This is a genomic window from Streptosporangium sp. NPDC001559 (genome assembly GCF_042893955.1).
Lineage (GTDB): Bacteria > Actinomycetota > Actinomycetes > Streptosporangiales > Streptosporangiaceae > Streptosporangium.
Genome location: NZ_JBIAVG010000009.1, coordinates 171,412 through 195,761 on the forward strand (window position 1 = coordinate 171,412; position 24,350 = coordinate 195,761).

At 68.4% G+C, this 24,350-nt stretch carries 18 protein-coding genes; 5 read left to right on the top strand and 13 right to left on the bottom strand.

What is annotated here, in order from left to right; genetic code table 11:
• Positions 1-408: 408 nt before the first annotated feature.
• The 3 genes from ACFYY8_RS21265 to ACFYY8_RS21275 all read right to left on the bottom strand — a co-directional run bounded on the left by ACFYY8_RS21265 (position 409) and on the right by ACFYY8_RS21275 (position 7,813).
• Entirely contained in the window at positions 409-729 is a 321-nt protein-coding gene (locus tag ACFYY8_RS21265) for a hypothetical protein (RefSeq protein ID WP_390043372.1), read from the bottom strand.
• Complete coding sequence (locus ACFYY8_RS21270; RefSeq protein WP_390043373.1) at positions 726-6,815, bottom strand: DNRLRE domain-containing protein; 6,090 nt, start codon at positions 6,813-6,815, stop codon at positions 726-728. The genes ACFYY8_RS21265 and ACFYY8_RS21270 overlap by 4 nt, the downstream gene beginning before the upstream one ends.
• 545 nt (positions 6,816-7,360) lie before the next feature.
• On the bottom strand, positions 7,361-7,813 hold the full coding sequence (locus ACFYY8_RS21275; protein WP_362774483.1) for a MarR family transcriptional regulator: 453 nt from the start codon (positions 7,811-7,813) through the stop codon (positions 7,361-7,363).
• A gap of 62 nt (positions 7,814-7,875) precedes the next feature.
• Here ACFYY8_RS21275 and ACFYY8_RS21280 point away from each other — a divergent pair, with 62 nt between their 5' ends.
• Positions 7,876-8,997, top strand: coding sequence for an FAD-dependent oxidoreductase (locus tag ACFYY8_RS21280; RefSeq protein ID WP_390043376.1), 1,122 nt, complete (start codon positions 7,876-7,878; stop codon positions 8,995-8,997).
• 40 nt (positions 8,998-9,037) lie between these two features.
• Here ACFYY8_RS21280 and ACFYY8_RS21285 read toward each other — a convergent pair whose 3' ends face one another.
• The 7 genes from ACFYY8_RS21285 to ACFYY8_RS21315 form a co-directional block, all read right to left on the bottom strand.
• Positions 9,038-9,367, bottom strand: coding sequence for a hypothetical protein (locus ACFYY8_RS21285; protein ID WP_390043378.1), 330 nt, complete (start codon positions 9,365-9,367; stop codon positions 9,038-9,040).
• A gap of 462 nt (positions 9,368-9,829) precedes the next feature.
• On the bottom strand, positions 9,830-10,282 hold the full coding sequence (locus tag ACFYY8_RS21290) for a hypothetical protein (protein ID WP_390043380.1): 453 nt from the start codon (positions 10,280-10,282) through the stop codon (positions 9,830-9,832).
• Positions 10,283-10,485: 203 nt separating this feature from the next.
• Positions 10,486-11,307, bottom strand: coding sequence for an aminoglycoside 3'-phosphotransferase (locus ACFYY8_RS21295; protein ID WP_390043382.1), 822 nt, complete (start codon positions 11,305-11,307; stop codon positions 10,486-10,488).
• A gap of 67 nt (positions 11,308-11,374) precedes the next feature.
• Positions 11,375-12,748 carry an MFS transporter gene (locus ACFYY8_RS21300; protein ID WP_390043384.1) on the bottom strand — a complete coding sequence of 458 codons (1,374 nt, stop codon included), beginning with the start codon at positions 12,746-12,748 and terminating at the stop codon, positions 11,375-11,377.
• Positions 12,749-12,776: 28 nt separating this feature from the next.
• Positions 12,777-14,264 carry a DUF6297 family protein gene (locus tag ACFYY8_RS21305; RefSeq protein WP_390043386.1) on the bottom strand — a complete coding sequence of 496 codons (1,488 nt, stop codon included), beginning with the start codon at positions 14,262-14,264 and terminating at the stop codon, positions 12,777-12,779.
• Positions 14,261-14,890 carry a heme ABC exporter ATP-binding protein CcmA gene (ccmA, locus tag ACFYY8_RS21310; RefSeq protein ID WP_390043388.1) on the bottom strand — a complete coding sequence of 210 codons (630 nt, stop codon included), beginning with the start codon at positions 14,888-14,890 and terminating at the stop codon, positions 14,261-14,263. Before ccmA ends, ACFYY8_RS21305 begins: the two co-directional genes overlap by 4 nt.
• Positions 14,887-15,093: a hypothetical protein gene (locus ACFYY8_RS21315; protein ID WP_390043390.1), complete on the bottom strand. Its 207-nt coding sequence runs from the start codon at positions 15,091-15,093 to the stop codon at positions 14,887-14,889. The genes ccmA and ACFYY8_RS21315 overlap by 4 nt, the downstream gene beginning before the upstream one ends.
• Before the next feature lie 354 nt (positions 15,094-15,447).
• Here ACFYY8_RS21315 and aspS point away from each other — a divergent pair, with 354 nt between their 5' ends.
• Positions 15,448-16,761, top strand: coding sequence for an aspartate--tRNA(Asn) ligase (aspS, locus tag ACFYY8_RS21320; RefSeq protein WP_390043392.1), 1,314 nt, complete (start codon positions 15,448-15,450; stop codon positions 16,759-16,761).
• 73 nt (positions 16,762-16,834) lie between these two features.
• Here aspS and ACFYY8_RS21325 read toward each other — a convergent pair whose 3' ends face one another.
• The gene (locus tag ACFYY8_RS21325; protein ID WP_390043394.1) at positions 16,835-17,191 is read right to left on the bottom strand and encodes a winged helix-turn-helix transcriptional regulator; all 357 of its coding nucleotides are present in this window, start codon (positions 17,189-17,191) and stop codon (positions 16,835-16,837) included.
• A gap of 96 nt (positions 17,192-17,287) precedes the next feature.
• On the opposite strand from ACFYY8_RS21325, the gene ACFYY8_RS21330 reads away from it, so the two are divergent.
• Both ACFYY8_RS21330 and ACFYY8_RS21335 read left to right on the top strand, forming a co-directional pair.
• Positions 17,288-18,163, top strand: coding sequence for an NAD(P)-dependent oxidoreductase (locus ACFYY8_RS21330; protein ID WP_390043396.1), 876 nt, complete (start codon positions 17,288-17,290; stop codon positions 18,161-18,163).
• 72 nt (positions 18,164-18,235) lie between these two features.
• Entirely contained in the window at positions 18,236-18,934 is a 699-nt protein-coding gene (locus ACFYY8_RS21335; RefSeq protein ID WP_390043398.1) for a type 1 glutamine amidotransferase domain-containing protein, read from the top strand.
• 45 nt (positions 18,935-18,979) lie between these two features.
• Here the strand turns inward: ACFYY8_RS21335 and ACFYY8_RS21340 are convergent, their stop codons facing one another.
• Together ACFYY8_RS21340 and ACFYY8_RS21345 are read right to left on the bottom strand one after the other, a co-directional pair.
• Positions 18,980-20,515, bottom strand: a complete 1,536-nt coding sequence (locus ACFYY8_RS21340; RefSeq protein ID WP_390043400.1) for an NAD(P)-binding domain-containing protein — start codon at positions 20,513-20,515, stop codon at positions 18,980-18,982.
• A 108-nt stretch (positions 20,516-20,623) separates the two neighbouring features.
• Positions 20,624-21,607, bottom strand: coding sequence for a hypothetical protein (locus ACFYY8_RS21345; protein WP_390043401.1), 984 nt, complete (start codon positions 21,605-21,607; stop codon positions 20,624-20,626).
• Positions 21,608-22,416: 809 nt separating this feature from the next.
• Between ACFYY8_RS21345 and ACFYY8_RS21350 the strand changes: the two genes are divergently transcribed.
• The gene (locus tag ACFYY8_RS21350; RefSeq protein ID WP_390043403.1) at positions 22,417-24,279 is read left to right on the top strand and encodes a hypothetical protein; all 1,863 of its coding nucleotides are present in this window, start codon (positions 22,417-22,419) and stop codon (positions 24,277-24,279) included.
• The last annotated feature ends 71 nt before the right edge of the window (positions 24,280-24,350 follow it).

Sequence of the window (24,350 nt, forward strand, 5' to 3'; positions counted from 1 at the left end):
CGCTGGGGGCTGGTACGAGATCTGACGGCCGCCCGGACCTCGGGGCATTTCGCGCCGCCTGAGGGCAGCGGGTCTGATCACGTTTACCGGCAAAGGTTACATTGGCGCCAGTAACACATCCGCGTGCTGTACAAGATCAGGAAAAACCCACCTCGTAAAAAGGGCGCCAACCTTAGGAAAATCTCCACCATCCCCATAAAAATTACCCAATTGTGTTAGCCGCATTTTCGGTTTCCTGTTTCCCCGCCTGTGCACCAACTGGGTTCGGCGGGAACGCTTTCATCCACACCCGCCGTCACCTGGATGGATAATTGAGGTGAATGGGTGACATATGGGAAAGTGCACCCTCTGGCCATATTTGCCGGAGGGTGCACTCGGTGGAGCTATGGGGAAAAGCTTAGGAACTATCTACTTTGGTTCTGGATATCGATCTGGATTGCGCCACTCTGCAGCGTAGAGGCGATCTGCTAGGCCCCATAGCTTTAGCGCTTTGGGGTCATGATCCTTCTGCTCTAGAAGGTATTCGAGGAGGTTTTTTCCGACCTTGCGGCCTTCGACAATGTATGTCATCGTGTCGGCGTCGTTAACCCACATGGCATACTCCGGCCAGAGGAGGCCTGCAGCAACGTGAAGTGGTTTCCCCTCTGGCTGTGAGTGCCAGGTGTCTATGTAATCGTCGAAGTCGTTGATTGAGGCTCGCCCGGCGAGGACGTCGTCAATGAAGGTCACAGCGAGATCTTTCGTCCTGACACTGCAGGTTTGTAAATCTTACCCTCGACGGGGTCGGCGCTTCCAAGGTGTCTGCCCTTTTTATCGTAGACTTCGATGTCTCCATGGGTGTAATCCCACTCGTAGTACTTTCCCTTGCCGTCGGTTTTCGTCTTCCCGCGATACGGCTTGAGCGATTTCCAGGTGGGTGAATTACCTGGATTCGCCTTCTCTGCTCTTTTGCTTTCCGCGTTTACGATGAGCCATCGGACGTTATCGAAGACACCGTAGACGCCAACTACAATAGCAGTGACAATTGTTGCTGCGATCACTGCCTCTACAAGCATCCCAATACCGATGAGAACTGGAATCCAGATGATGCGTCCATCAAGATCCAGGCAGTTGACGGGATCTCCGACGCAGTAATCATAAGCGTTGGCGCTTCCACCTGCGATTGGGTCAACTTGGAGGAATCGCCCGGTAACAGGGTTGTAGAGGCGTGCTCCCATGAGGATGACACCACCAGGAGCGTCTGAGGCGCGTTGTTTTCCGCCGAGCCAGTCATAACGTGCGGGGTCGGCGCTGTTATCGTTCCGGGCGATTCCAGATTCAGTTTGCTCAGAGTAGGTGGTGATGCCGCTGGCGACCGTGCCGGCATCGGCGGTGGCCACGATGTCGCCATGCAGGTTTGTTAGCTGAAGGGTGACCTGGCCGCTGGAGTGCTGGATGGCGGCGAGATCCCCGCCGAGGTCTTCGATGTTCCTGGTCCAGGTACCGTCAGCTTCAGCAATCCAGACAGGCTGATCGCCAACACCTGCGTAATGGTTGACGGTGGTGCCCGAGTGAGCTCCGCCGGTCTGGGTGGTGGAGCGGACGCGTCCTTCAGGATCAAGGGCGAAGGTGCGGCTGACGCCTCCCTGCTGCATGGAGGCGACCAGGTCGTTGACGTGATAGCCGACCTGGAGATTGGCGCTGCCGGAGACGTGTGCCGCGGGCACGGTGGTGGTTCGGCCGAAGGCGTCGTAAGCGTAACCGGCGTTGGTGATGCGATCGGCTCCGTCGTAGGTATAGACCGTGGTGGCTGCCGTTGTGCTGGTTGAGCATCCACCTCCGGCAGCCGAAGGGTAGATTTCCAGGCTGCTGCGGTTGGTGTTGGCCGTGAACGTGTAGGCCCGGGTGGTGCAGGTTCCCGCATAGACGTCGGCGACCTGGGTTAGTCGGCCCGCCCGGTCATAGGTGTAGTCCTGCTGGCTGACGGGACTGATGGCCCGCGCGACGGTGTTGTGGGCGCCGGGGACGTTGGCGAACTCCAACCATCGGTTCTGATCCTTGGTGTAAGTCAAGCCGATGTCGTTGCCGACGTTGTCGTAACGATATTCGGCGGCCAGCAAGTTGGGGTAAGCCTGCTGAACGAGCTGGCCGTCTTCGCCGTAGGCCCCCTGGAACGCACCGACTCCAGGCGTGTCGATCTTGGTGAGCAGTCCCCGGCGTTCCTGGCGGCCTCGGTAATCGGTGCCGTCGTAGGTGTAAGTCGTGGTGCCTTTGCCGTCACTGCTGGTGGCAGGTTGCCCGTCGACGGTGTAGGTGACGGTAGAGGTGCTGCCGTCGGCGTCGATGTAGGAAACCGGGCGGCCGAAGTCGTCATAGTCGGTTTGGGTGTAGGCGCCGCCGGCCGTGGTCCTGGTCAAGAGTCCGGTGGCTGGGGCGTAGGTGGTGGTGACTGCGGGGAGGCTCGTACCCCCCTGGGCCGCCGGTGTGGCGGTTGTGAGGCGGGAGGTGGCACGGCCGGCGGAGTCGTAGCCGATGGTGGTGGTCCGTACGACCGATCCCGCGGTCTCTATCCCCTGGGTGGGCCCTCCGAGGTAGCTGTAGGCGGCGATGTGCTTGACCACGAGTGACGCACCGGATGTCGGCTGAGCCTTGGGTTCCGTGCGGCAGAGCAGTGTCGCCCACTGGGGTTTCCGGCATTCCACTGGACCGGTGCCGTTGGCGCTGTAGTAGGTGTTCACAGCGGTGCCAGCATCGGTTCCATCGCTGTCCGGAAGGCGTTCTTCGATCACCCGGCCTGCCGCGTCGTAACGCGTTTTACGGGTGATATTCGCTTGCCCGATCATGACCACCGTCTTGGTGGTCGCTTTGCGCAGCTCCCAGCCTGAGGAGTCTCCCGAGACGATCGGGTCGTAGCCGGTCTTGCCGATTCTGACGTCCTGCTCGGTGGCATTGACGGTGCCGTCCAGCACGATTGGTTCGGTCCTGCTAGTGGTCACCAGGTGGTAAGCCTTACCAGCTTCGGGCTTGCCTTCGTCGTAAATGAAGCTGATACGTTCTCGTACCGATGCCATGTCACCTGAGGCCAGCTTCACACGATGGGCAGGGTTTTCCCGAGTGAGCAGATCACTGTCGACGGTGTACTCACTGGTTTCGGCCAGCAGGTTGGCTCGTTCAGCTGAGTTGTTGCGTCCCGCAGTGTATGAGTCGGTGTCGATGGTCGGGGCCAACGCTTGAGTACGGTTACTGGCCGACAGTTCCCAAACGATGTTGCCCTTGTCGTCATGGCGGCTCGAGGTGATCTGCCAGGCTCCAGTGCCATAAGCGGCGGTATTGACCAGGCGGCCGTTGACGTCGGTGTAGATTGCCTGCCCGTATTGCCAATCGTTGGCGGCTGGCTGGTAGGCGCCGTTGCTGGCCCGGGGCGGCAGGTGGGAGGCCGGGAAGAGTGCAGTTCCGATGGTGGGCAGGTCGGTATTCTGGCCCCATTTGGCGGTCTGCGTGAGAGATAGATCGATCGGAGCGCCGGTGCCGCCGATCGGCACGTTGTAGGCCACCGCCCAGGTGGGGTCGACGGTGCCGCCCTCACGCTGAACATGAGCTAAGCGGCCGGTGGAGTCGTACTCCAGCCGCCAGGGTGCCAGGCCCGGCGGGGTGAGCTGGGACAGGCGTCCCTCGGCGTTGTAGTAGTAGGTGGTGGCCAGGTTGGTGCGGGGGTCGGTGACCTGGCGTAGGTGACCGGTGGAGTCGTAGAGGTAGGTCGCCAGCGCGGTGGTCTTCATCGCGTTCGTCTCGGGGTCGAAGGCGGTGAAGGAGACCTGTTTGACCTGACCGGTGTAGTCGCCCCAACCGGAGGCCACGCCGGTGGCGGTGGTCGAGGAGGCGTAACTCAGCTCCAGCGCCCGGCAGCCGAAAACCAGGGTCGTGCCACAGGTGACCCCGGCCGAAACCGGCGCCAAGATCCGAGTCACCCGGCCCTGAGCGTCCCGGTAGTAGGTGACTGCGGACTCCGCCGCAGGCGTTTCAGCACGGGTGACGACCCATCTGCCGTTCAGTCTGGTGTAGGTGGTCTTCGAGCCGGTGGCGTCGGTGGCGGTCAGCTCCTCAGCGCCCACGGTGATCCGTGAACCGTCGGAGGCGTCGTTCACCCCGGTGAAGGTTTGACCGTTGCGGACGTAGGTCAGTGTTTCACCGCTGGGGCCGACGAGCTGCAGCGAGTCAGTTCCGGTGGTTGGGGAGAAGTCAGTGATTCCGGATGGAACCGAGGGGAAGCCTGCTCGCCAGCTGGGACCGAAGACCTTGTTCTCGGCGAGTTGTTCGTCGTCGCGGTTGGCGGTCGGGTCCAGGGTGGTCAGAGTGCGATCGATTTTGATACCGAACAGACTTGCGTCTGAGGTGGTGAGAGAGAAATCGCCGGTCTGTAGCGCCACGTTTCCGGGGCCGATCTGCGCGGTGGCGTAGGAGCCGCCGAAGGCCGAGTGGTCCAGGACCACCCGGATCGGCGGGGCGCAGTCGTAGCCGGGAGCGGAGTTCTTGTTGAAGCAGGCCCGAACCTCAACCAGGCTGTCAGTGCTGCCCGCGTCATGCAGAGTCTTGGCCAGGTTCCAGGTCAGGTCGGCGAAGTTCTTGGAGGTGTCGGTACGGCTCTGCGGCCACGAAGAGATCGGGGTCGACGAGCCCGGCGTGCTCACGTCGGCTGTGGGGATGACGGTGTAGTCGACGAATAGGAAACGGGTGCGGTACTCGTAGCGGACCTTGTCATAGTCGGGAGCGGCTGCGGCGGAGAGAGTGACCGCTTGTCCGGTGCGGCTGTTGTCCGCCGGGGTGGCTATTCCTCCGTTGCCGACTCCGAAACTGTGCGCGGTGACCTGGGAGAGGTTGTGGGCCTTGTCACGGACCTTGATGTAGACGGTGTGCCAGCCGTCTCCCGGAGTGATGGGGAAGTCGTTGACCAGCTTGCCCTGGGACCAGCCCCAGCCGGTGGTGATCCGGTTCGGGGCGGACGGGTCGTCCAGCCCCCACCACAGTTCAGTGTTGATGTCGTCTGCGTTGAATTCGTCGACGGTGATCGCGTCCGTTCCCAGCCAGCACTCGGCGTCCTGCCTCCACGCGCTCCACTGACCTGCGGGGTAATTGCAGTTGAAGTAGGAGATGGTGGGTGCGGTCACGTCAACGTTCAGTGGCTGCCATTGCGACCAGGTCGACGAGGAGGAGGCGTCGGAAACACGGGCGCGCCAGCGGACCGTCCAGCCGTCGGCCAGCTTGCCCGCCGGAATCGTGATCTTCGCCTCGGCGTTGGCGGTCACGTTGTCAACCTCACCCGACCAGATGAGGCCGCTCCCCTGAGTGGGAACTGACGGGTCGTGCTCGACCTGGAACTCGGCTTTCAGCACGCCACCGTCGACGTCGTTGACCTCGGCGGCCAGCGAGGGGGTGAGAGTGGTGACGTAGAACTTGTTGTTGGCCGCGGTCATCGGTATCGCGCGTAGCCTGCCGGTCCACGGAGTGGAACCGTAGGTGATTACCAGCTTGGGAGGATTGGCGGTGTAGTAGTCGTCGAAGAACCAGCCGAAGGTGTTGGCGCGGTTCGGTTCGTCGCTGGGAGCCAGAACGAGCCCGTGACCCGCGGCGCCGCCGGCCCACGCCTGTGCGATCGCCGTAACGGGGATCGACCAAGGGGTCCTCTGCGCGTAGGAGGTTGGTCCGCAGACCGTCGGCGGTGCCGAGAGGACCTCACCGGCGTTGGTGGAAGAGGGCTGGTTGGACCACAGCACGCTGGGGCCGTTCCACGGATCGGAGTTCCAACTGCTGGTGATGCGCCGGACGCGAAGGCTCTGCCCGGCCGGGCACCTGACCAGGTCGCCGATCAGGTCTAGGCGCGCGTCCATTACCTGCTGACCGGACAGGCTGGAGGTGTCGAAGTCAATCAGGGCGCGATTGACGTTGGTGCCTCCCGACGTGCATGGAGTGATGTCGCTGATGCCAGGCGTCAGCTCCACGGACATGCCGCCGCCCCCGCTGGTCGTGCAGGGAGAGTTGACGGTGAAGCCGTTCGGTGAGGTGAGTGTCGTGGTGGGGTCCACCGTCACCGGATACTTTGTGGACGGGTCGGCCAGGAACTTCGGATCGGGTTTGAGCACCAGCGTCTGCTGGCCGTTTCCGTCCTCGACCACCTTCGTGTCGATGGCGGCTTCCGTCACTGCCGCGCTTCTCGGCTGAGCCGTCTTGTCGGTAGAGGAGTCGTACATGAAGGGTTCGGGGGCGGAGGCGACGACTTTGCCCTTGGGAGTCGTCAGTTTCAGGCCACCCTTTTTGGTCATACCGAACCGCAGTCCCTCGGTCCGCACCGGAAGCTTGAACTCCACCGGCCCGTTGGGGCGTTCCCGTAGTACCACGTCATGACGGAAGCCGGTGGGCAGAGCTGTGACGACGAGGTCTGCGCCGACACCGGCAGCGTTGATGTAGGTGGCGACGTTGCCCTTGACCACGGGCTTCGGCAACGGGGCGGACCATGTCAACGCGAACGACCGTTTGTCGCCCTGCGACATCCGTGCCAACGGCCGGTCCTGGCCTCCGGCGGAGAACTCGACGCCGGCCTTGGCCGCTCTGGGTCGGAGGACACCGTTGTCCTCGATCAGCGTAGTGTCCACCGCGACCCACCGTTCGCCCTGCCTAACGCGGGCGATACCGCTGACTGTCTCGGTGGTGAAGGTGGAGTCGGGGTTGGCGTAGGTGAGCTTCGACTCTGTTGTCTCGCCGGTGACGAGGACCCGGCTGCCCTGCAACCGGGCGGTCAGCGCGGCCGACACCCGGTCCGGGCGCTCGGCCACGGTTTTCACCTGAGGTGTTTTAGGCTGCGGAGTAGGGACGGCTTGAGCCGACTGCGTCGGTGTCACCACCAGGACGACGGTGAGACCTGCGGCCAGGAATCGTTCGAGTGACGGACGTCGGCGTAACGACGCGGTGGAGCGGACCATCAGGGGGGAGCCCACTCACCCTCCATTCAGACAGAAAAGGACAAAGCCGTCAGACCGTACGTCGAAGATCAACGATCATGTAAGTATCGATAAGGGATTAAAATGATCACTTCGGGTGCGCATGATCATTGAAGGGGAGATCGTGCATGCGCACGTCATGTAGGTCCCGTGGACGTCCCATCGCGTTGGCTCAGCTCAACGCCTAGATCGCTCTCGCCCCAGTGAAGACCTCGTGCCTACTCCCGGGAACTGCCTCACTTGGAGCTGATCCGAAAATCGGACGGTTGCTGGGCAGGCGGTAGCGATCCTCCGACATTCACTGTGAGGGCTTCCAGTGATGGGTGTGGGTCGGATGGCGGGTTCGAGGGCGGTCGTGCGGCGAGGGCCGATCCTCCTGGGCCGTGCGGTCAAGAAGAGGACTGGCGGAGTTCTCGGGTGGCGGTTCGGTAGGCGTGGCCTATGTGGGTGAGCAGGCCCAGGAGCAGGGGGATCTGTTCCGGCGTGTAGTGCGCGCCGATCGCGTCCAGGTGGCGCCTCGCGGAGTCGCGGGTGGCCTCGTAGTCGCCCAGGCCGTCTTCGAGCAGTTCCACGGTGACCGTACGGCGGTCGCGTTCGCCGCGCACCCGCCGTACGTAACCCGCCTTCTCCAGGCGGTCGATCAGCCGGGTCGTCGAGGCCGACGGCAGCCCGAGTTCCTCGGCGATGGCTCCGACGGCGAGAGGGCCGCGCATCTCCAGCAGGATGACGGCGGCGACGTCGGCCGGCTGCAGGCCGAGCCGGTTGGCCACCGCCTCGTTGTGCTGCACGACCGCGATCAGGAACTCGCGGTAGATGTCCTCTTCCGGGTGTTTGTGGGCCACTCAGCCAACCTACTCCAGCTTGGTATATCTTCATATCGGAGATACTCCGATTTGGAGGAAATATGGACATCCTTGTCGTTGGTGCTGGAGTGGGCGGTCTGGCCGTGGCGCGCCACCTGCTGGCCGCCGGCCATCGAGTGCGGGTTTTCGAGCGGGCCGCCGCCAGGCGGACGGGCGGGGCGGGATTGACCATGTTCAGCAACGGCGTCGCCGTACTGAACGATCTCGGTGTCAGCCTGGACGGTGTGGGAGGGCGCATCGACAGGATCGACGCGCTCACCTCCGGCGGCCGGTTGCGCACCACCATGGACCTGGTCCACACCGCCGCCCGTTTCGGCTTCGAGAACAAGTCGGTCTCCCGGAACATCCTGCTGAACCGTCTCGCCGAAGGGCTGCCCGAGGGGCTTGTCCGCTACGGGACGGGCTTCCGGAGCGTGACGCAGGACGACGACAAGGTCACCGTGACCTTCGACGACGGCACGACCGCCACCGGAGACCTGCTCATCGGGGCCGACGGCCACCACTCGGCGGTACGGCGGCAGCTCTGGGGTGAGGAGGTCGTCCGTACGGCGACCTTCGGCACCTGGCAGGCGCTCAGCCCGATCGACATCGACCTGACCCACACCAACCTCCACCTGATGATCACCGGGAAGGAGGGGGCGTGCGGGCTGATTCCCGGGGGTGACGGGCTGTTGCAGTGGTGGTTCGACGTGCGCTGGTCGCCCTCCGACCCACGGCCCGCCGCACCGCTGGCCGAGCTGAGGCGTCGCTTCGGGCACTGGGCCTCACCCGTCCCCGAGGTACTGGCCGCCGCGCGGGAGGAGGACCTCGGGTTCTTCGGCCATCACTGGAACAAGGTCCGGACCGTCTGGGGGCAGGGCCGCGTCACCCTGATCGGCGACGCCGCCCACACCATGCCGCCGACCCTGGGTCAGGGCGCCAACCAGACCCTTGAGGACGTGTGGGTGCTCGGCCGCGAACTCGCCAAGGGTGGAGACCTTCCGGTACGGCTGCGCGCCTACGAGCGGGCCCGCTACCCGAAGGTCTCGCTGGTCTCCCGGCTGGCCAGGCGCAGTCCCGCGAACTGGCGCATCCCGCCGACGGTCGGCCGCCTGTTCCCCGAGACCTCCCAGACCACCATGCTCACCCGCTTCAGTAACCGCCTGACGGCTATGGCGGGATGACCTACCTGCTTCCCGGGTGTCCGCCGACGTGAGTTGGGCGTCAGCGGGGGACGAACATCACCGCCGAGATGGGCTCGTCGAAGTCCCGCTGCTCCCCGGGGGCGACGGGGATGGGTGCTCCCGTGCAGTTGCGGTTGACGTACATGTTCGCGACCTCGTCGGTGCCGTTGGACACGAGCCGGACGGTTTGACCGAACGCGGAGAGGCCGATGCACCTGAGGCTCTGTGGATTGACCACAAGGTTGGGCCGCCCGGCCTGAAGCCGGTAGACGAAGCGACCCGTCGCGGCGTAGGCCGGAAGCGTCGCGCCGGCGAGCATCGCGACGGCGCATGCGGTGGAGACGGTGGCTTTGATGATCTGTCGCCTCATGCGAGGCACCTCCCGTGAACCTGGAGCTACTGTTTCTTCGTTTGATAACTCTCCGTAGTCGTCAATGGTCACCCGTGTCCCGTAAGTGACGGTCCGGTGTGCCCCGAAGGGTTCTTATGTCTTCCGTGGCGCTCACTACCGGGACCCGTTTCTCCGGTCCTGAACGGGAGTGATGACGCCGGTGATCTCACGCCCGGTCACGGGCGGAATCTCTGGACGGGCACTTGGCGCTCGAAAGGCGAGGTGAGTTTCGTTGTCGCTGTTTCACCCTGGCCAACGAGCTGAGGGATCATCGATAAAGGCCGCAGTTGAAAAAGAAGCATTTTTCCTGACAATGACGGAACCCCCGGTGGCCGGGGGTTCCGTTTGGGGCCCTGTGTCGGGCGGCTCACGCCGTACGCGCGCCGGTGGATCTTGACTCTTGCCTCGCCGTGTCCGGTTCGGCCAGGTCATGGTCCGGGGTCAGGCGCAGAGGTTGATGAACCAGACCGCGTCCCAGTTCGTGATGAACTTGGCGCCGGGCTCCATGTATCGGAGGGTGCGGTGGTACTGGTCGCGGAGTTCCACGCGGACGTTCTGGTTGTTGAAGTAGGGCGTCGTGCCCTCCCATCGCGCCAGTGCGTATTCCGTGCAGTTGTAGAACTGGAACAGCGCGTAGCCGCTGCCGTTCCTGATCCAGGTGCAGAGCCTGCCGGACGCGCAGTTGTTGACCCATTCGGTGGCTTGATCCTGGGTCCAGTATCTCGTGTCCCAGAACTCTGGGACCGGACTGACCGTGGGAAATGCCAGTGCTGACTTCACCGTCGTGGGCGCGCTCCCCGCGCTTGCGACATCCGCCCCGGCCGGGCTGACAAGGCCCGCGAGGGCCGCGACGACAAGGGTCAGCGCTGCCAGGACGCGTTTGATAGCTGACACGTGCACTCCGTCCTTGGGTGATTAACTCGGTACCGATCAAATCAGAATCGGGCAGACGATATAGGCCGGGAAAATGCCATTTTTCGCTGGTTTACTGCCAATCTCGGATCGATACTCGGGAACACGGTCACGCGTCACCCAACGGAGGAAAGGGCCTTGTCCGTGACGCCCCTCTCATTTTCAGCGATTTTTCCGGACAGGGGTCAGGCCAGGTCCCACAGGAGCCGGTAGTACGCGATGCGCTCCTCATCAGGGGCGACGCCATAGGCCTCGTACACCAGGTGGTCGTAGCCGGGGCCGTGGTTCCACTCGGTACTCCAGGCCGCGACCGCGAGGTCGGCCCACCGGTCGGCCACCCCGAGTGAGCCGAGGTCGACGTGCGCGGCGAACGTGCCGTCGTCGTGCACCAGGGTGTTGGGGGCGCAGGCGTCCCCGTGGCAGACGACCAGCCGGTCGATCGGCGGAGGGTCGCCGATGATCGACCGGGCTTCGGCGAGGCCGAGATGACGGTGTTCGGGGGACCAGTCCTGCGGCCCCTCACCGTCGGCGACGCGCTCGTCGGCGCGGGCGAGCCGCCGTTCGACGCTCCAGTCGAACGGGCACTCCGCGACGGGCAGGGCGTCGTGGAGGACGCGCAGCCCCCGGCCGATCGCGGCCGCCGCGGCCGCGGAGGCCGCCGGGCCGTCACGCCAGCGGTCGTCCACCGCGGAACGGCCGGTGAGCGCCGCCGTGACCAGCCAGGAGCCGTCGGCGTCGGTGCCGTGTTCGAGGACCCGGGGGACGTTCGCCCAGCGCCGCGCCCAGGTCAGGCGTTCCGCCTCGGCGGCCAGGTCGATCTCCGGGGTGCCGACGGCGATCCACTTGGCGTATCTGACGCCGCCACGGCCGTCGTCGAGCCGGAACGTCAGGCCGCCGAGCTCGTTGCGCCACACCGGGGTGATGTCGTCGTCACCGGCGAGTGTCGCGATGGCGTCGGGTACGGGCACCGGGCCGGTCGGGATCTCGTCGATGTCGATAAGGCTCATGGGCCGTGATGCTTCCAGGCACGCCGTACCGGGAACAAAGGGTTTTCAACCATGCCCCGCCCGCCGGTCACGAGTCGGCCCGGGCCGTGAGCCCGCGGTCCGTGAGCACCAGGGCCACGCCGACCAGGGAGGCCGCGACCATGATCAGGGCGAGGACGTGCAGGCGGTCGTCGTTCACCTGGGTGTGGAAGGCGAGGGAGATCAGCGCGGTAGAGGCGATCGAGCCGAGGAATCCGGAGGTGCGCAGCAGCCCCGAGGCGGTGCCGAGCTGGGCGGCCGGAGCCTGGGCGTACAGGGTGGTCTGGTTGGCGCTTGAAGTCGCGGCCAGGGTGACCCCGACGGCGAGCGTGATGCCGACGACCCAGAGGATCGGGGTGTCCCGGGTCAGCGAGAGGACCCCGATCGAGGCGGCCAGGCAGCAGAACGCCGAGACGAGGAGCGGGGCGCGGACGAGGTTGCGCCGCGAGATGGGCTGCACGATCAGGACGGGGAGCGCGCTCATGGGCAGCAGGAGCAGGCCCGCCTCCTTTGAGGAGACGCCGCGCTCGGCCTGCAACCACTGGGTGAGGCCGTACAGGACGGTGTAGACGCACAGCGACGCCACGGCCCAGCGCAGGTAGGTGCGGGTGAGCGCCGGGTTGGCGCGCAGCAGACGCATGTCGATGAAGGGGCGGCTCGCCCGCAGCTCCCACCACACGAGCCCGGCACCGAGTAGTACGGCCAGGCCAAGGGCGATCCAGTTGGGACGGGGCAGCTCCATCAGGAAGACCAGCAGGGCGGCCGTCGCCCCGCCGAACCCGGCGATGCCCGCCACGTCGACGCGGGCCGCGAGCTGCCGGGGGGCCACCGGCCCCTCGACCGGCGGGTCGGCGGGAATCCACAGCAGGGCCATGACCAGGGCCGCGAGCGCGACGGGCAGGTTGACCAGGAACGTGGTCCGCCAGCCCCAGGCGTCGACCAGGACACCGCCGATGGGAAGTCCGAGGGCGGCGGTCCCGGCACCGGCGAGCATCAGGCCGCCGAGCACACCACCCGGTGGGGCGGTCAGGCCCGCCGCCTCCGCGCGGCGCCGGACGAGCAGCATCGCCGAGGGGTAGACGGCCGAGCTGCCCACGCCGATCAGGACCCTGGCCACGACCAGGGCGGTCAGGCTCTGTCCCGTTCCGCCGACGACGCCGCCCGCCAGGACGATCAGCAGGCCGATCAGGAAGACACGGCGGGCCCCGAACTCCTCGGCGAGCTTCCCGCCGGTCGGCTGGGCGATGGCGCCCGCCAGGTAGAGCGCGGAGACCAGCACCGCGGTCCGCCCGACCGGGACGCGCACGGCGGCGGCGACCGGAACCAGCGCGGTCGCGATGAGGGAGGTGTTGACCGCGTTGATCGTCGATCCGGTGAACAGCGGCGTCACGAACCGCCAGGAGAAGGCGGAGTCCCGCGTCACAGGCGCTCGATCAGGGGCGGCGCGGCCATCAGGGCCTCCCGTTCGGCGAGGGTGAATCCGCCGCCGGTGCGCGCCCGTTCCCGGCGGGCCGCCTCCGGGAACCGCCTGCGGACAGCGCGACGTAGCCGCCCAGGAGCGCCAGGCCGGTCAGCGCCTGCGCCACCAGGAAGGGCAGCGGGTCGGCGGGCCGTACGGCCAGGGCCAGCAGGGCGGGCGCGCAGCCGGGCAGGGCGAGGTCGACGCCGGTCAGCGCCCACAGCAGCGGCCCCGTGGGAATCGCGCCGCTCGGAGTGTCGATGACCGGCATGGAGTGGTCGATCGGGCGCCTCCTGGCCATCCGCAGCGCCGCGACCGCCAGGACGGGGCCGCAGGCCGGACCGAGCAGCGGCCACCACGTACCCGTGCCGAGGGCACCCGAGACGCTCAGCCCGGTCAGGGCCGCCCCCAGCCAGCAGGCGCCGAGCAGGGCGGGCGGCAGAGCCCGTATGGCCGACGCGGTACGGGGGCCTACGGCGAGCGCCCGCAGCAGGGCGGGATTGTCACCGTCACGGCGGGCACCGGAGGTGACGGAGACCGCCGCGGCGAGCGCGCCCATGGCCGTCAGCGCGACGGCCACCTGGGACAACCCGGCGGTCACGGCCAGGGCGGGCAGCGCGGCGGCACCGGCCAGCACCGCGAGCCGTACCGGACGGCGTCCGGCGCGGCGGGCCTCCTGCCAGGCCAGCGCCCAGGCGCCCGGTACCGGCCAGCGGCGCGAGCGCAGCGCCCGGCCCCGCCAGTGGTTGTCCTCGACCGACCAGGTCAGCGCGCCCGGGTCCAGGGTCACGGTCGCCTGGGCCACCCTTCCCGACCGGGCGGAGGCGGCCAGGATCGCGCGGGCGGGGACACGGCCGAGCGCCGTCCAGGCCCGCCGTACCAGGAACGCGGCCACCGCCGCCGCGCAGCAGGCGATCGCGCCGACCGCCCCGGCGGGGAGGGCGGCCGCCACCCGGCCGGGCCCCGAACCGGACACGGCCATCAGTACGGCCACCGCCACGGTGAGGGCGATCAGGGCCTGCAACCAGGCGTCCCAGGTGGGGAAGGCCTGACCGAGAACCCCCATCGCCATGCCGCCGAGCCCGGCGCCGAGGCCGATCACCAGCGCGGCCGCCAGCCGCAGGGGGAGCAGGTCGGGAGCGCCGAGTACGGCGACCAGCGTCGTGCCCAGCACCAGCCCGCCCAGAACCGAGATCACGAGCAACGTCCGCGCCGTCCCGCCCAGGACGGTACGGCGCGGCAGCGGTGAGAGCAGGCGCCAGGAGGCGTCGGCGGCGCCGAGCACCACCGGCCCGGCCATCCTGACGACGGCCAGGTAACCCGCGTAGGCCACGGTGACCAGCGCCAGCCCGGCTCCCACCTGCCGGGGATCGGCCGGGTGGACGAGGTTCTCCAGCACGGAGGCGACCGGCCTGCCGAGGACCGCGAGCGCCATGGCGACGCCGAACAACGTCGTGTACCGGTCCTGCCAGCGTCTCATCGCGCCGCCTCCAGCCTGACCGGGCGGGCGCCGCAGGCCTCGGCGAGAGCGAGGTCGTGGGTGGCCATGACGACGGCGCCGCCCCGCGCGGCGTACTCACGCAGGAGGTCCGCCAGGCGGTCGCGGAAGGCGGCGTCAAGGCCGCGTTCCGGCTCGTCGAGCAGCAGCAGGCGGCTCGGCCTGACCAGTGTCGCGGCCAGTGAGACTCGCTGGCGCTGCCCGGTCGACAGGGTCAGCGGGTGCAGGTCGGCGCGTCCCTCAAGGTCGAACGCGGCGAGGGCCGCCTCGGTGTCCATCCGCCCGCCACCGTGTACCGTCGCCACCAGCTCCAGGTGCTCCCGGACGCTCAGTCCCGGATACCAGGCGGGTTCGTCGCCGGTCAGCGCCACCTCGCGCCAGAACCCCGCGGTGTCCACCGGAGGTTCGCCCAGCACCATGACCTGGCCGTCCGCGGGGATCTCCAGCCCGGCCAGGCAGCGCAGCAACGTCGACTTGCCCGCGCCGTTCTCCCCGATGACGGCCACGATCTCTCCGGGGCCCGCCGTCAGGCCGACTCCGCGCAGCACCGCCTGCCCGCCCAGGTCGACCCGCACGTCACACGCGGTGAGCGTCGCCTCCACGGTCACGAGCCCAGGGCGGTCTTGGTCACGCCGGACGGGCCGGGTGTGACGCCGCCGGGAAGGCAGGGGAGGGCGCGGATGATCGGGCGGCTCCCGGTGAGCTCGGACCGCTGTTTTCGCAGGTCGACGCTCCCGTCGTGGGCGCCGACGATCCCAGCCGGGTGCGACTGGCGCTGGAGGGGGTCCGTCAAGATCAGTGATTCCGGCACGCCCACAGACTAGGGCGTGTCCTCCCGCCGCGAGCGGGGCCGGCGGCGCGTGCGGTTGCGGTGGGCGGCGGAGCGAACGTAATCTTCCGGCAACGCGTTGACGGAGACGAGTAGTCCCCGGGCACGGACAGGTCGGAGAGAGCCGCCGGAAGCTGCGAAGGCGGACCTGTCCCCAGGGGCGAAGACCCTCCCGAGTGCGGGGAGAAACGGCGCACGCGCCCAATGCCCCGCCGGCCGGCCCCCGTGATCGGGCCGTCGAGGCCGTCGTGACGGCGGCGAAAGTGCGGTGGCACCGCGAGTTCCCTTCTCGCCCGCACTCCCAAGGGATCACCACTCACTGAGTTGAGGTTTGTGATGATCTCCACATCCACTCGTACCCTGGCCGCCGAGCTTCCACGGCGAATCGGCGACCGGGTCACCGTCCAGGGCTGGCTGCACCGGGGACGGACCCTGAAATCCGTGGTCTTCCTCATCCTGCGGGACCGGTCAGGCCTGGCCCAGGCCGTCTTCACCGGCCCCGAGGCCATGGCCGAGGCCGACGGCCACCCCGAGGAGACGGTCCTGAGCGTCACCGGGACCGTGACCGCCAACCCACAGGCCCCCGGAGGGGTCGAGCTGACCTCCCCCGAGGTCGTCGCCCTGTCGGGGCCCGCCGAGGCCCCGCCGTTCGACCTCTACCGGCCCGGGGTGCCCGCGACACTGCCGACCATCCTCGACCACGCCCCGGTCACGCTGCGCCACCCGGCGCTGCGCGCCCCGCACGTCATCTCGGCCGCCTCGGTCGCGGGCTTCAGGGCGGCGCTCGACGGTCTCGGCTTCACCGAGATCCACACGCCGAAGGTGGTGGCCTCGGCGACCGAGTCGGGCGCCAACGTCTTCGCGATCGACTGGTTCGGCACCCCCGCCTACCTGGCGCAGTCTCCGCAGTTCTTCAAGCAGGCCATGGTCGGGGTCTTCGAGCGGGTCTACGAGACCGGCCCGGTCTTCCGGGCCGAGCCGCACGACACCGCGCGGCACCTGGCCCAGTACACCTCGCTGGACGCCGAACTCGGGTTCGTCACCGACCATCGGGACGTGATGGCGGTGCTGCGCGAGGTTCTGGCGGGCATGACGGAGGCCGTCGCAGGTCAGGCGGGCGAGGAGTGCGCGCTGCTGGACGTCGCGCTGCCCAAGGTGCCCGAGCGCATCCCGGAGATCCACTTCGCCGAGGCGCAGGAGCTCATCGCCGCGCACACCGCCGAGGACCCCAGGGGAGAGCCGGACCTCGCCCCGTCCCACGAGCGCTGGCTGTCGGAGTGGGCGCTGAACGAGCACGGCAGCGAGTTCCTGTTCGTCACCGGCTATCCGATGGTCAAGCGGCCGTTCTACACCCATCCCCAGCCGGGCAGGCCGGAGTACTCCAACAGCTTCGACCTGCTCTTCCGGGGCCTCGAACTGGTCACCGGAGGCCAGCGTCTGCACCGGTACGAGGACTATCTCGCCGTCCTGGCCGCCAAGGGCGAGTCCGCCGAGCCGTACGAGGGGTATCTGTCGGCCTTCCGGCACGGCATGCCGCCGCACGGCGGGTTCGCCCTGGGGCTCGAACGGTGGACCGCCAGGCTGACCGGCGCCGACAACATCCGCCGCGCGACGTTGTTCCCCCGTGACCTGCACCGTCTGAACCCCTGACGTCTCCCTCCCATACGGCCCGTCCCGGTTCCTGGGTGTATTCAAGGGGGCGGGCCGTACGGCGTGGGCCCGGTCAGGAGGCCCGCTCGGCGTTCTCCTCCACACCGCCGAGCAGGTGCTCCCTGCCCCAGGCGCCCAGCGGGCCCAGCGCCGCGTTGAGGGAGGCGCCCAGCGGGGTCAGGGAGTACTCGACCCTGGGCGGCACCTCGGCGTACACCTCGCGGTGCACGATGCCGTCCCCCTCAAGCTCGCGCAGGTGGGAGGCGAGCACCTTCTCGGTCACCCCCGGCACCAGCCTGCGCAGCTCGCCGAAGCGGCACGGCCGTTCGTCGAGCGCCCAGAGGATCAGGACCTTCCACTTCCCGCCGATCACGTCCATCGCCGCGTCGATCCCGCAGACGTACGCCCCCGGCCTGGGTACGGTCGCCATCTCCAGCCCTCCTGCCTGCTCACTCACCCCGGGGTAAGCACCCACTTCGAAGTGCGTACTTGATCGTTCCGGGGTCCGAGATCCAGCCTAGTCGGCATGAACGACAACACTTCCGGACTCACTCTGCTCGGCCTCGGCGCCATGGGTACCGCGCTGGCCCAGGCCTGGCTGACCGCCGGTCACCGGCTGACCGTCTGGAACCGTACCCCGGGCAGGGCCGAGGCGCTCGCCGGACAGGGTGCGCGGATCGCAGGGAGCGCGGCGGAGGCGGTGGCCGCCAACCGCCTCGTGGTGACCTGCCTGCTCGACGACGCCTCCGTCGGGGAGACCCTGGACGGCGCCGACCTGACGGGCAGGGACCTGGTCAACCTCACCACCGGCACCCCCGGGCAGGGACGCGCCCGCGCCGCCTGGGCCGCCGAACGCGGCGCCCGCTTCCTGGACGGCGGCGTCATGGCGGTCCCCCCGATGATCGGCGCCCCGGAGTCGGGGGCCTTCATCTTCTACAGCGGCTCACGCGACCTCTTCGACGAGCACCGGGACACGCTGGCCGTACCGGCGCGGCCCGTTCACGTCGGGGAGGACGCCGGGTACGCCGCGCTGCAGGACGTGGCGTTGCTGAGCGCGATGACCGGGATGTTCGCCGGGGTCACGCACGCCTTCGCCCTGCTGCGCGGGGAGAAGGACATCTCGCCGAAGGAGTTCGCCCCCACGCTGGTGGCCTGGCTCAACGCCATGACCTCCTACACCTACGGTATCGCCGACCACCTGGAGAGCGGCGACTACACCAGGAACGTGACCTCCAACCTCGCCATGATGGTCGAGGGCAACGCGACGATGCTGCGGACGGCCCAGGAGCAGGGGGTCAGCGCCGAACTGCTCACCCCGTTCACGTCCCTGATGGAACGCCGCCTGGCCGACGGCCACGGTGACGAGGGCACCGCGGGGGTGATCGATCTGCTCCTCCACTGACCCTGGGCGGTTTGTGGTGTTTTGGGGCGGGTAACCCGGCGGGACGGAGGGTTCCCGCGTGAAGGAGCGGACATGTCAGCGACGAAGAGGATCCTGGTCGTCGTCACCAACGTCGGCGAGTACGAGAAGGCGGGCATGCGGACGGGCCTGTGGCTGGGGGAGCTGACGCACTTCTGGGACTACGCCGAGCGGGCCGGGTTCTCCCTGGACATCGCGAGCCCGTCCGGCGGCACGATCCCCATCGACCCGGAGAGCCTGGCCCACGACGTGCTGGCGGAACTGGGCACGGAACGGCGCTATCGGGACAGGAGGTTCATGAACCTCCTCGACGACACCAGGAAGGTGGCCGACGTCGACGTCGAGGACTACGACGCGATCTATCTCACCGGCGGGCACGGGGTCATGTTCGACTTCCCGCGCAGCGACGACCTGGAGTCGCTGGTCGCCGGGTTCCACGAGAGCGGGCGCGTCGTCTCGGCCGTCTGCCACGGCCCCTGCGGGCTGCTGAACGTCACGCTCTCGAACGGGGAGCCGCTGGTCAGGGGCAGGGACGTCACCGGCTTCTCCTGGCCGGAGGAGGAGGCGGCCGACCGCGAGGACGCCGTCCCCTACAGCCTCCAGGAGGAGCTGAAGCTGCTCGGGGCCCACTACATCGCCGGTAGGCCGTTCGAGGCCCACGTCGTCGAGGACGACCGGCTGATCACCGGTCAGAACCCCGGCAGCGCCAGAGGCGTCGCCGAGGCCGTCGTCAGACGGCTCCAGCCCGCCTGAGCACGCCGTACGGGCTCGCAGGTGCTCCCTCGGGTCCGGGTGCGTTCACCGGGGCAGCAGCCGGTCGAAGAAGCGGTCGAGCGGTGCCACGTGCCGCTCCGGGTCCCGCCACCGGGCGGCCACGCTGTCGGGCAGGTGCAGTTCGCCGGTCAGCACGCCGTTCCTGAAGACCCGCACCGCCGGATGGATGGCCCCGCTCCCGGCACCGCGGGGCACCCCCTCGGGCAGCGGGAGCCGCTCGGCCCCCAGCGCGACGGCCTCCAGGTCGTCGGGGCCGGGCTCCCTGCTCTGCCACAGGCCGACGGTCACCAGATCTCCGAAGCGCTCGACGGCGTAGTCCTCGGGAAGCTCCTCGTAGCGCTCGATGCCGTGCTCGGTGATCACCAGGGCGTCGACCAGGTAGCCCGCCTGCGCCCACAGGGCCGAACTGCGGTTGACCCGGTCGAGGACCGTCCCGGTCAGCGCGGGCCGGGGGACGGGGGTGCGCGGCAGCCGTACCCCGTCGTAGCGCTCGGCGAGCAGGCGGCTGAGCGTGCGCAGGTTGTAGCGGAAGCCGTAGATGAACGCCGAGGAACCCCGCCTGGCGTCCCGGGCCTGCATCACGGTGCCCGCCACGTAGAGCCCGGGGAGACCGGCGGACTCCCAGTCGGAGGTGAGCGCGGGCAGCCTCCCGCCCGGGAGGGTCCGCAGCTCGTCGGCGAACACCTCGGTGTCCATCCGGAAGCCGGTGCAGCGCAGCACCGCGTCGTACTCCAGCCTCTCGGGGCCGCCGCCCGCGTGGTTGTGGACGACGTCGGCGGTGTAGACCGTGCCGTCGAAGGAGATCCGCTCGACCGAGCAGTCGAGCAGCGCGTGCAGCGAGCTGAAGTGGTGGCTGTCGAGCAGCGTGCCGTGACAGCCGCGCACGTCCCCCGGATGCCTGGAGTTCCAGGCGAGCCTGACCGGCCTAGGGCTGGCCAGGTGGATCGCCGAGGCGTGGTCGCGCAGGGCGTGCGCCGTCTCGAAGGCCGCGTTGCCCTTGCCCAGGATCAGCACCCGTTTGCCGAGGAACGACTCGGGATCAACCGTCATGTCCTCATAGCCCTCGGCGTGCTCGATGCCGGGGATGTCGGGAACGTACGGTCCACCCCATCCGCAGGCCCAGATCAGGCACTCGGCCTGGAACTGGTCGCCGCCCTCGGTTTCGAGCCGGAACCCCTCCTCCTTGCAGGTCACCCGGCTGATCCCGGTGCCGAAGGCGATCCGCAGGTCGTGGGTGGTGTGGAAGTCGGCGAGATAGCGCCGCAGGTCGTCGGGGGAGGGGAAGTAGTCGTCGCTGTAGGCGGGGAACAGCAGGGACGGATCGTCGCTCAGCAGCGAGTTCCAGTCCCAGCGCAGCCTGAGCTCCGGATCGTCGGACCAGTCCCGGGCCCTGTTGATCGAGATCAGCCGCCGGTGCCGGGGAAAGCGGGCGAAGAAGTCGCCCGCGGACCGCTCCCGCTCGACGATCACGTAGTCGGCGCCCCGTTCCTGCAGGAAGTAGCCGATCTGCAACCCCGCGGGCCCGGCGCCGACCACGACGTAACGATGTTCCTGGATCACGGGCCGGCCTTTCTGGAGGTTGTACGGGCCCATGTGGGATACCCACCTCCGGCGAGGAGTCATCCCCGCGTGTCTCGTCCCGGCGTGTCCTGTCCCGGCGTGTACGGCTCAGGCCAGCAGGGCGACCAGCGCCTCGCCCTTCGCGGTCGCCCGGACGCGCACGTGGCGGCCGTGGCGCTCGCGATCCAGCAGCCCCGCGGCCTCGAGCTGGGCGCAGTGGTAGGTCGCCGCGGCAGGGGTCGAGCGCAGCAGGGAGGCGACCTCGCTCATGGTGAGCGAGGCCCCGGCGGCCCGCAGGATGGCGGCACGGGCCTGCCCCAGGGTGAGGGCCAGGGAGTCGGGCGGGGCGTTCTTCTGGTCGCCGTCGTCCCACAGCACCCCCAGCGCGGGCAGCGGGTAGCCGATCCACACCATCCCGGGGTCGTCGAAGGCGAAGATGCTCGCGCCGTTGCCCGACACGATCGGCACCAGGGCGAGCCGCCGCCCGGCCAGGTCGAACCGCTTGGCCTGCTGGTCGGGAAGGCCGAGCGTGGTGCCGGAGAAGTGGAAGCGCGGGCTGAGGTTGCCCATGACCGTCTCCAGGCGGTCGGTGACCGCGGCGGCCCCGATCCGCTCCCGCTCCCGCTTGAGCAGGCTGTCCGCCCGGCGCCAGACCGGCCTGAACTCCTGCCACAGCACGCGCATGAGGTGCGAGTAGGCCTGGATCCACGCGCCGGGGCGTTCGACGACGGGCCGCCACTGGGCGGGGACGGCGGGCCGGAACTCCGTTTCGAGTTCGGCGAGCAGGGTGTCGGGCGAGAGGTCGGCCAGCCGCTCCAGATGGGTGTCGGCGTCGGGCTCCGACATCGAGACCGCCGGGCTGACACAGTCGGGGATGACCGAGAAGGACGGGGCGAACAGCGGGCGCAGCACCTCGGCCGCGTTGCGCGGGGCGGCGGACATGACCGCCTTCTGCCAGTGCCTTGGAACGCCGTGTGGACGGCCCCCAAGAGTCCCGGCCGTCAGTGACAGCAGCGTGGCCCCGGGGTGGAGCACGACCGAAACCTTGACCTCGTCCAGGCGCCCGAGACGGAGTTCGGAAAACCCCTGCATAGGGTGCCCCCCTTTCGGTGCTTCCGCGGTGGATGTCCCGTCCCGCTGAGGCCATATTTTTGTCCCGATCTCGGGAGTGCGCACCTTTTAAGGATCATTTTAATGATTGTGGTTGATTTTGCTGTTCGCGATGCTTGTTCTGCGCGGCTCGAACGGGGGTGCCTCCCGTCCGGTCCGTGCGCGGGGCAGGAGGGGATCATGCGTTTCACGGGGGTTCGTACGGTTTCCTGAGCTCCGGGGGTGCTCGCCGGGGGATGACGGTGGGCGCCGTCCGGTGCCGGAGGTGACCGTTCCGCTCGACGTACCGGTACAGCCATGCCGGTACGGCCGCGCAGGTCGCGGTGAGTGGCGGGACGGACGGGCGGGGCGCCGGTCGCCGAGGCCCGGCGAGCGCGTGGCTCCATCGCGCGCCCGAACACGGCACCGGCGCCGCAGGGGACGGCGGACGGCTCGCCCATGAGGGATGCGGCGGGCCCAACACCGCCGTCCGCGGCCGTGTCAGCCGCCTGACGACGTGAACCCGAAGGGGAGCCGTCAGTCGGACACGGCCGAGCGGTACGACCCCGCGGGGGCGTGGGGGCCGTACCGCCTGAACGGCGTCGCTCAACGAGCGGCGCCGTTCAGCCGTTCTTCGGGGCTCTCAGGGGTTCCTGGATAACCAGACTTTCAGGGATATATCCCGAAAATACGTATTAAAAGCCACAGGGTGGCGGCGGTGGCTCGGGGGAAAATCCCTAGATTACTTCTCTGTGGTGCATGTATCCCACAAAAGATCACGAATGCCCTTACGTCAATATATAAAAGCGATCATGAAGGCTGTCAGTCCCGAACGGAAGAATGTTCGCGTTCGCCCGCAGATTCCCTCACCTGGGCGGCACCGGCTCTTCCTGGCCGTCCTGCTGGTCGCGGTGGCGCTTCGTGTTCTCACCGTCATGGGTTACTCGCCGGTCGTGTGGTTCGAGGACTCCTTCGACTACGTGGGCGTCGCCGAACGGCCGCAGCCCTACGAGGTCCGTCCCAGCGGCTACTCCCTGCTGCTGTGGCTCCTGCGACCGCTGCACAGTTTCGCCGCCGTCGCGATCCTCCAGCATCTGATGGGGCTGGCGACCGGGACGGCGATCTACGCGCTCGTCCGCCGCAGGGCGGCCGGGGCACGGACGGGGTGGGCGGTGCTCGCAGCCGCCCCCGTCCTTCTCGACGTCTATCAGATCTTCTTCGAGCACACGATCCTGAGCGACGTCCCCTTCACGTTCCTGGTGGTCACCGCCGTCGCGGTCGTGCTCTGGACGCCCGGGGTCACCCCCGGCCGCGTGGCCGCGGCCGGGCTGCTGCTGGCCGCGGCGGCGCTCACCCGCTCGATCGGGCTCGTGCTGCTCCCGCTGCTCGCCGCCTACCTCCTGGTCGCCCGTGCGGGCGTGCGAGCCCTGCTCACGGCGCTGGTCGCGGTCGCGATCCCGCTCGGCGGCTACGCCGCGTGGTACGGCGCCTGGCACGGCACCCCCGCGCTCAACGGGGGCAACGGGGTGTGGCTGTGGGCCAGGACCATGCCGTTCGCCGACTGCCGGAGAATCAGGCCGCCGCAGGAGGAGGCCGTCCTGTGCCCGTCCCAGCCGGTCGGCTCGCGTCCGGCCTCGCCGTACTTCATCTGGTCGGACTGGTCGCCCCTGCGCCGGGTGCCCGGCCACCCCGTCGTCACCCGAGCCGACCTGTTCCAGCCGAGGATCGACGCCCTGGCGGGAGACCTGGCCCGGCGCGCCGTCATCGCCCAGCCGCTGGACTATCTCCGGGTGGTCGGTGAGGACCTGCGCAGGACGCTGAGCTGGCGAAGAGGACCGGTGCCGGGTGCGGTGCCGGTCGTCTACAACCGTTACGTCCTCCCCAACACCGAAGGCCCGCTGCCCGACGGGGTCAGGATCCCCGGTGGAGGCATCAGGGCCGACCTGCTGGCCTACGGGCGCGGACGGCCGGAGACCCGGGTCGTCGAGCCCGCGGCGGGGGTGATGCGTGCCTACCAGGCCTTCGGCTTCCTGCCCGGACCGCTGTTCGGCGTCCTCGCGGCGGGAGCCCTCCTGGCCTGCGCGGTCCGTCTCATCCCGAACACCCGAACCCAAGGCCTCCGGACCTGGCGAGTCTGGATCCGGGGCGTCCGAACCCAGGACGTTCAGCCCCGGAGCGTCGAAAGCCGGGACGCCCAGAGCCGGGACGTCCGGAGCCGGAGGGTCTGGAGCCTGGACGTCAGAAGCCGGTTCGCCCGAAGCCCGGACGTCCCGCGTCCGGGCATCCTAGGGCCGGGTGTCCAGAGTCTGGGCGTCCCGCGTCCGGGCATCCTAGGGCCGGGTGTCCAGAGTCTGGGCGTCCAGAGTCCGGAGTCCCAGAGTTCGGACATCGCGGGGTCGGTTACCCCGGGGCTGGACACCCGGGGTACGGAGACTCAAAATCCGGAGACTCAAAATCCGGAGGCCCGGAGTTCGGAGGCTTGTAGGAGGACCACACCGGCCGGGGTGTTGCCGTTGGCCATGGCGTTCGCCCTCATCGTGGGCCCGGTGGCCGTCACCGCCTACGACAGTAGGTACTGGCTGCCCGCCGTCCCGCTGCTCTGCCTGGCGTTGAGCCTCACCCTCACCGAACGCCGTCCCCGAACCGTTCCCGGTGAAGGCCACGACGGCCCATGACCTCCACCTTCGCCCGTGACGCCTCAGGGCGTCCCTCGGAACTCCGGGGGTGAACGCGATCCGCGCCGCGC

Coding starts and splice junctions, on each gene's coding strand:
- aspS (WP_390043392.1), top strand. CDS start 15,448: ATGATCTCCACATCCACTCGTACCCTGGCCGCCGAGCTTCCACGGCGA.
- ACFYY8_RS21345 (WP_390043401.1), bottom strand. CDS start 21,607: ATGCAGGGGTTTTCCGAACTCCGTCTCGGGCGCCTGGACGAGGTCAAG.
- ACFYY8_RS21325 (WP_390043394.1), bottom strand. CDS start 17,191: ATGGCGACCGTACCCAGGCCGGGGGCGTACGTCTGCGGGATCGACGCG.
- ACFYY8_RS21285 (WP_390043378.1), bottom strand. CDS start 9,367: ATGAGGCGACAGATCATCAAAGCCACCGTCTCCACCGCATGCGCCGTC.
- ACFYY8_RS21295 (WP_390043382.1), bottom strand. CDS start 11,307: ATGAGCCTTATCGACATCGACGAGATCCCGACCGGCCCGGTGCCCGTA.
- ACFYY8_RS21280 (WP_390043376.1), top strand. CDS start 7,876: ATGGACATCCTTGTCGTTGGTGCTGGAGTGGGCGGTCTGGCCGTGGCG.
- ACFYY8_RS21350 (WP_390043403.1), top strand. CDS start 22,417: ATGAAGGCTGTCAGTCCCGAACGGAAGAATGTTCGCGTTCGCCCGCAG.
- ACFYY8_RS21335 (WP_390043398.1), top strand. CDS start 18,236: ATGTCAGCGACGAAGAGGATCCTGGTCGTCGTCACCAACGTCGGCGAG.
- ACFYY8_RS21305 (WP_390043386.1), bottom strand. CDS start 14,264: ATGAGACGCTGGCAGGACCGGTACACGACGTTGTTCGGCGTCGCCATG.
- ACFYY8_RS21330 (WP_390043396.1), top strand. CDS start 17,288: ATGAACGACAACACTTCCGGACTCACTCTGCTCGGCCTCGGCGCCATG.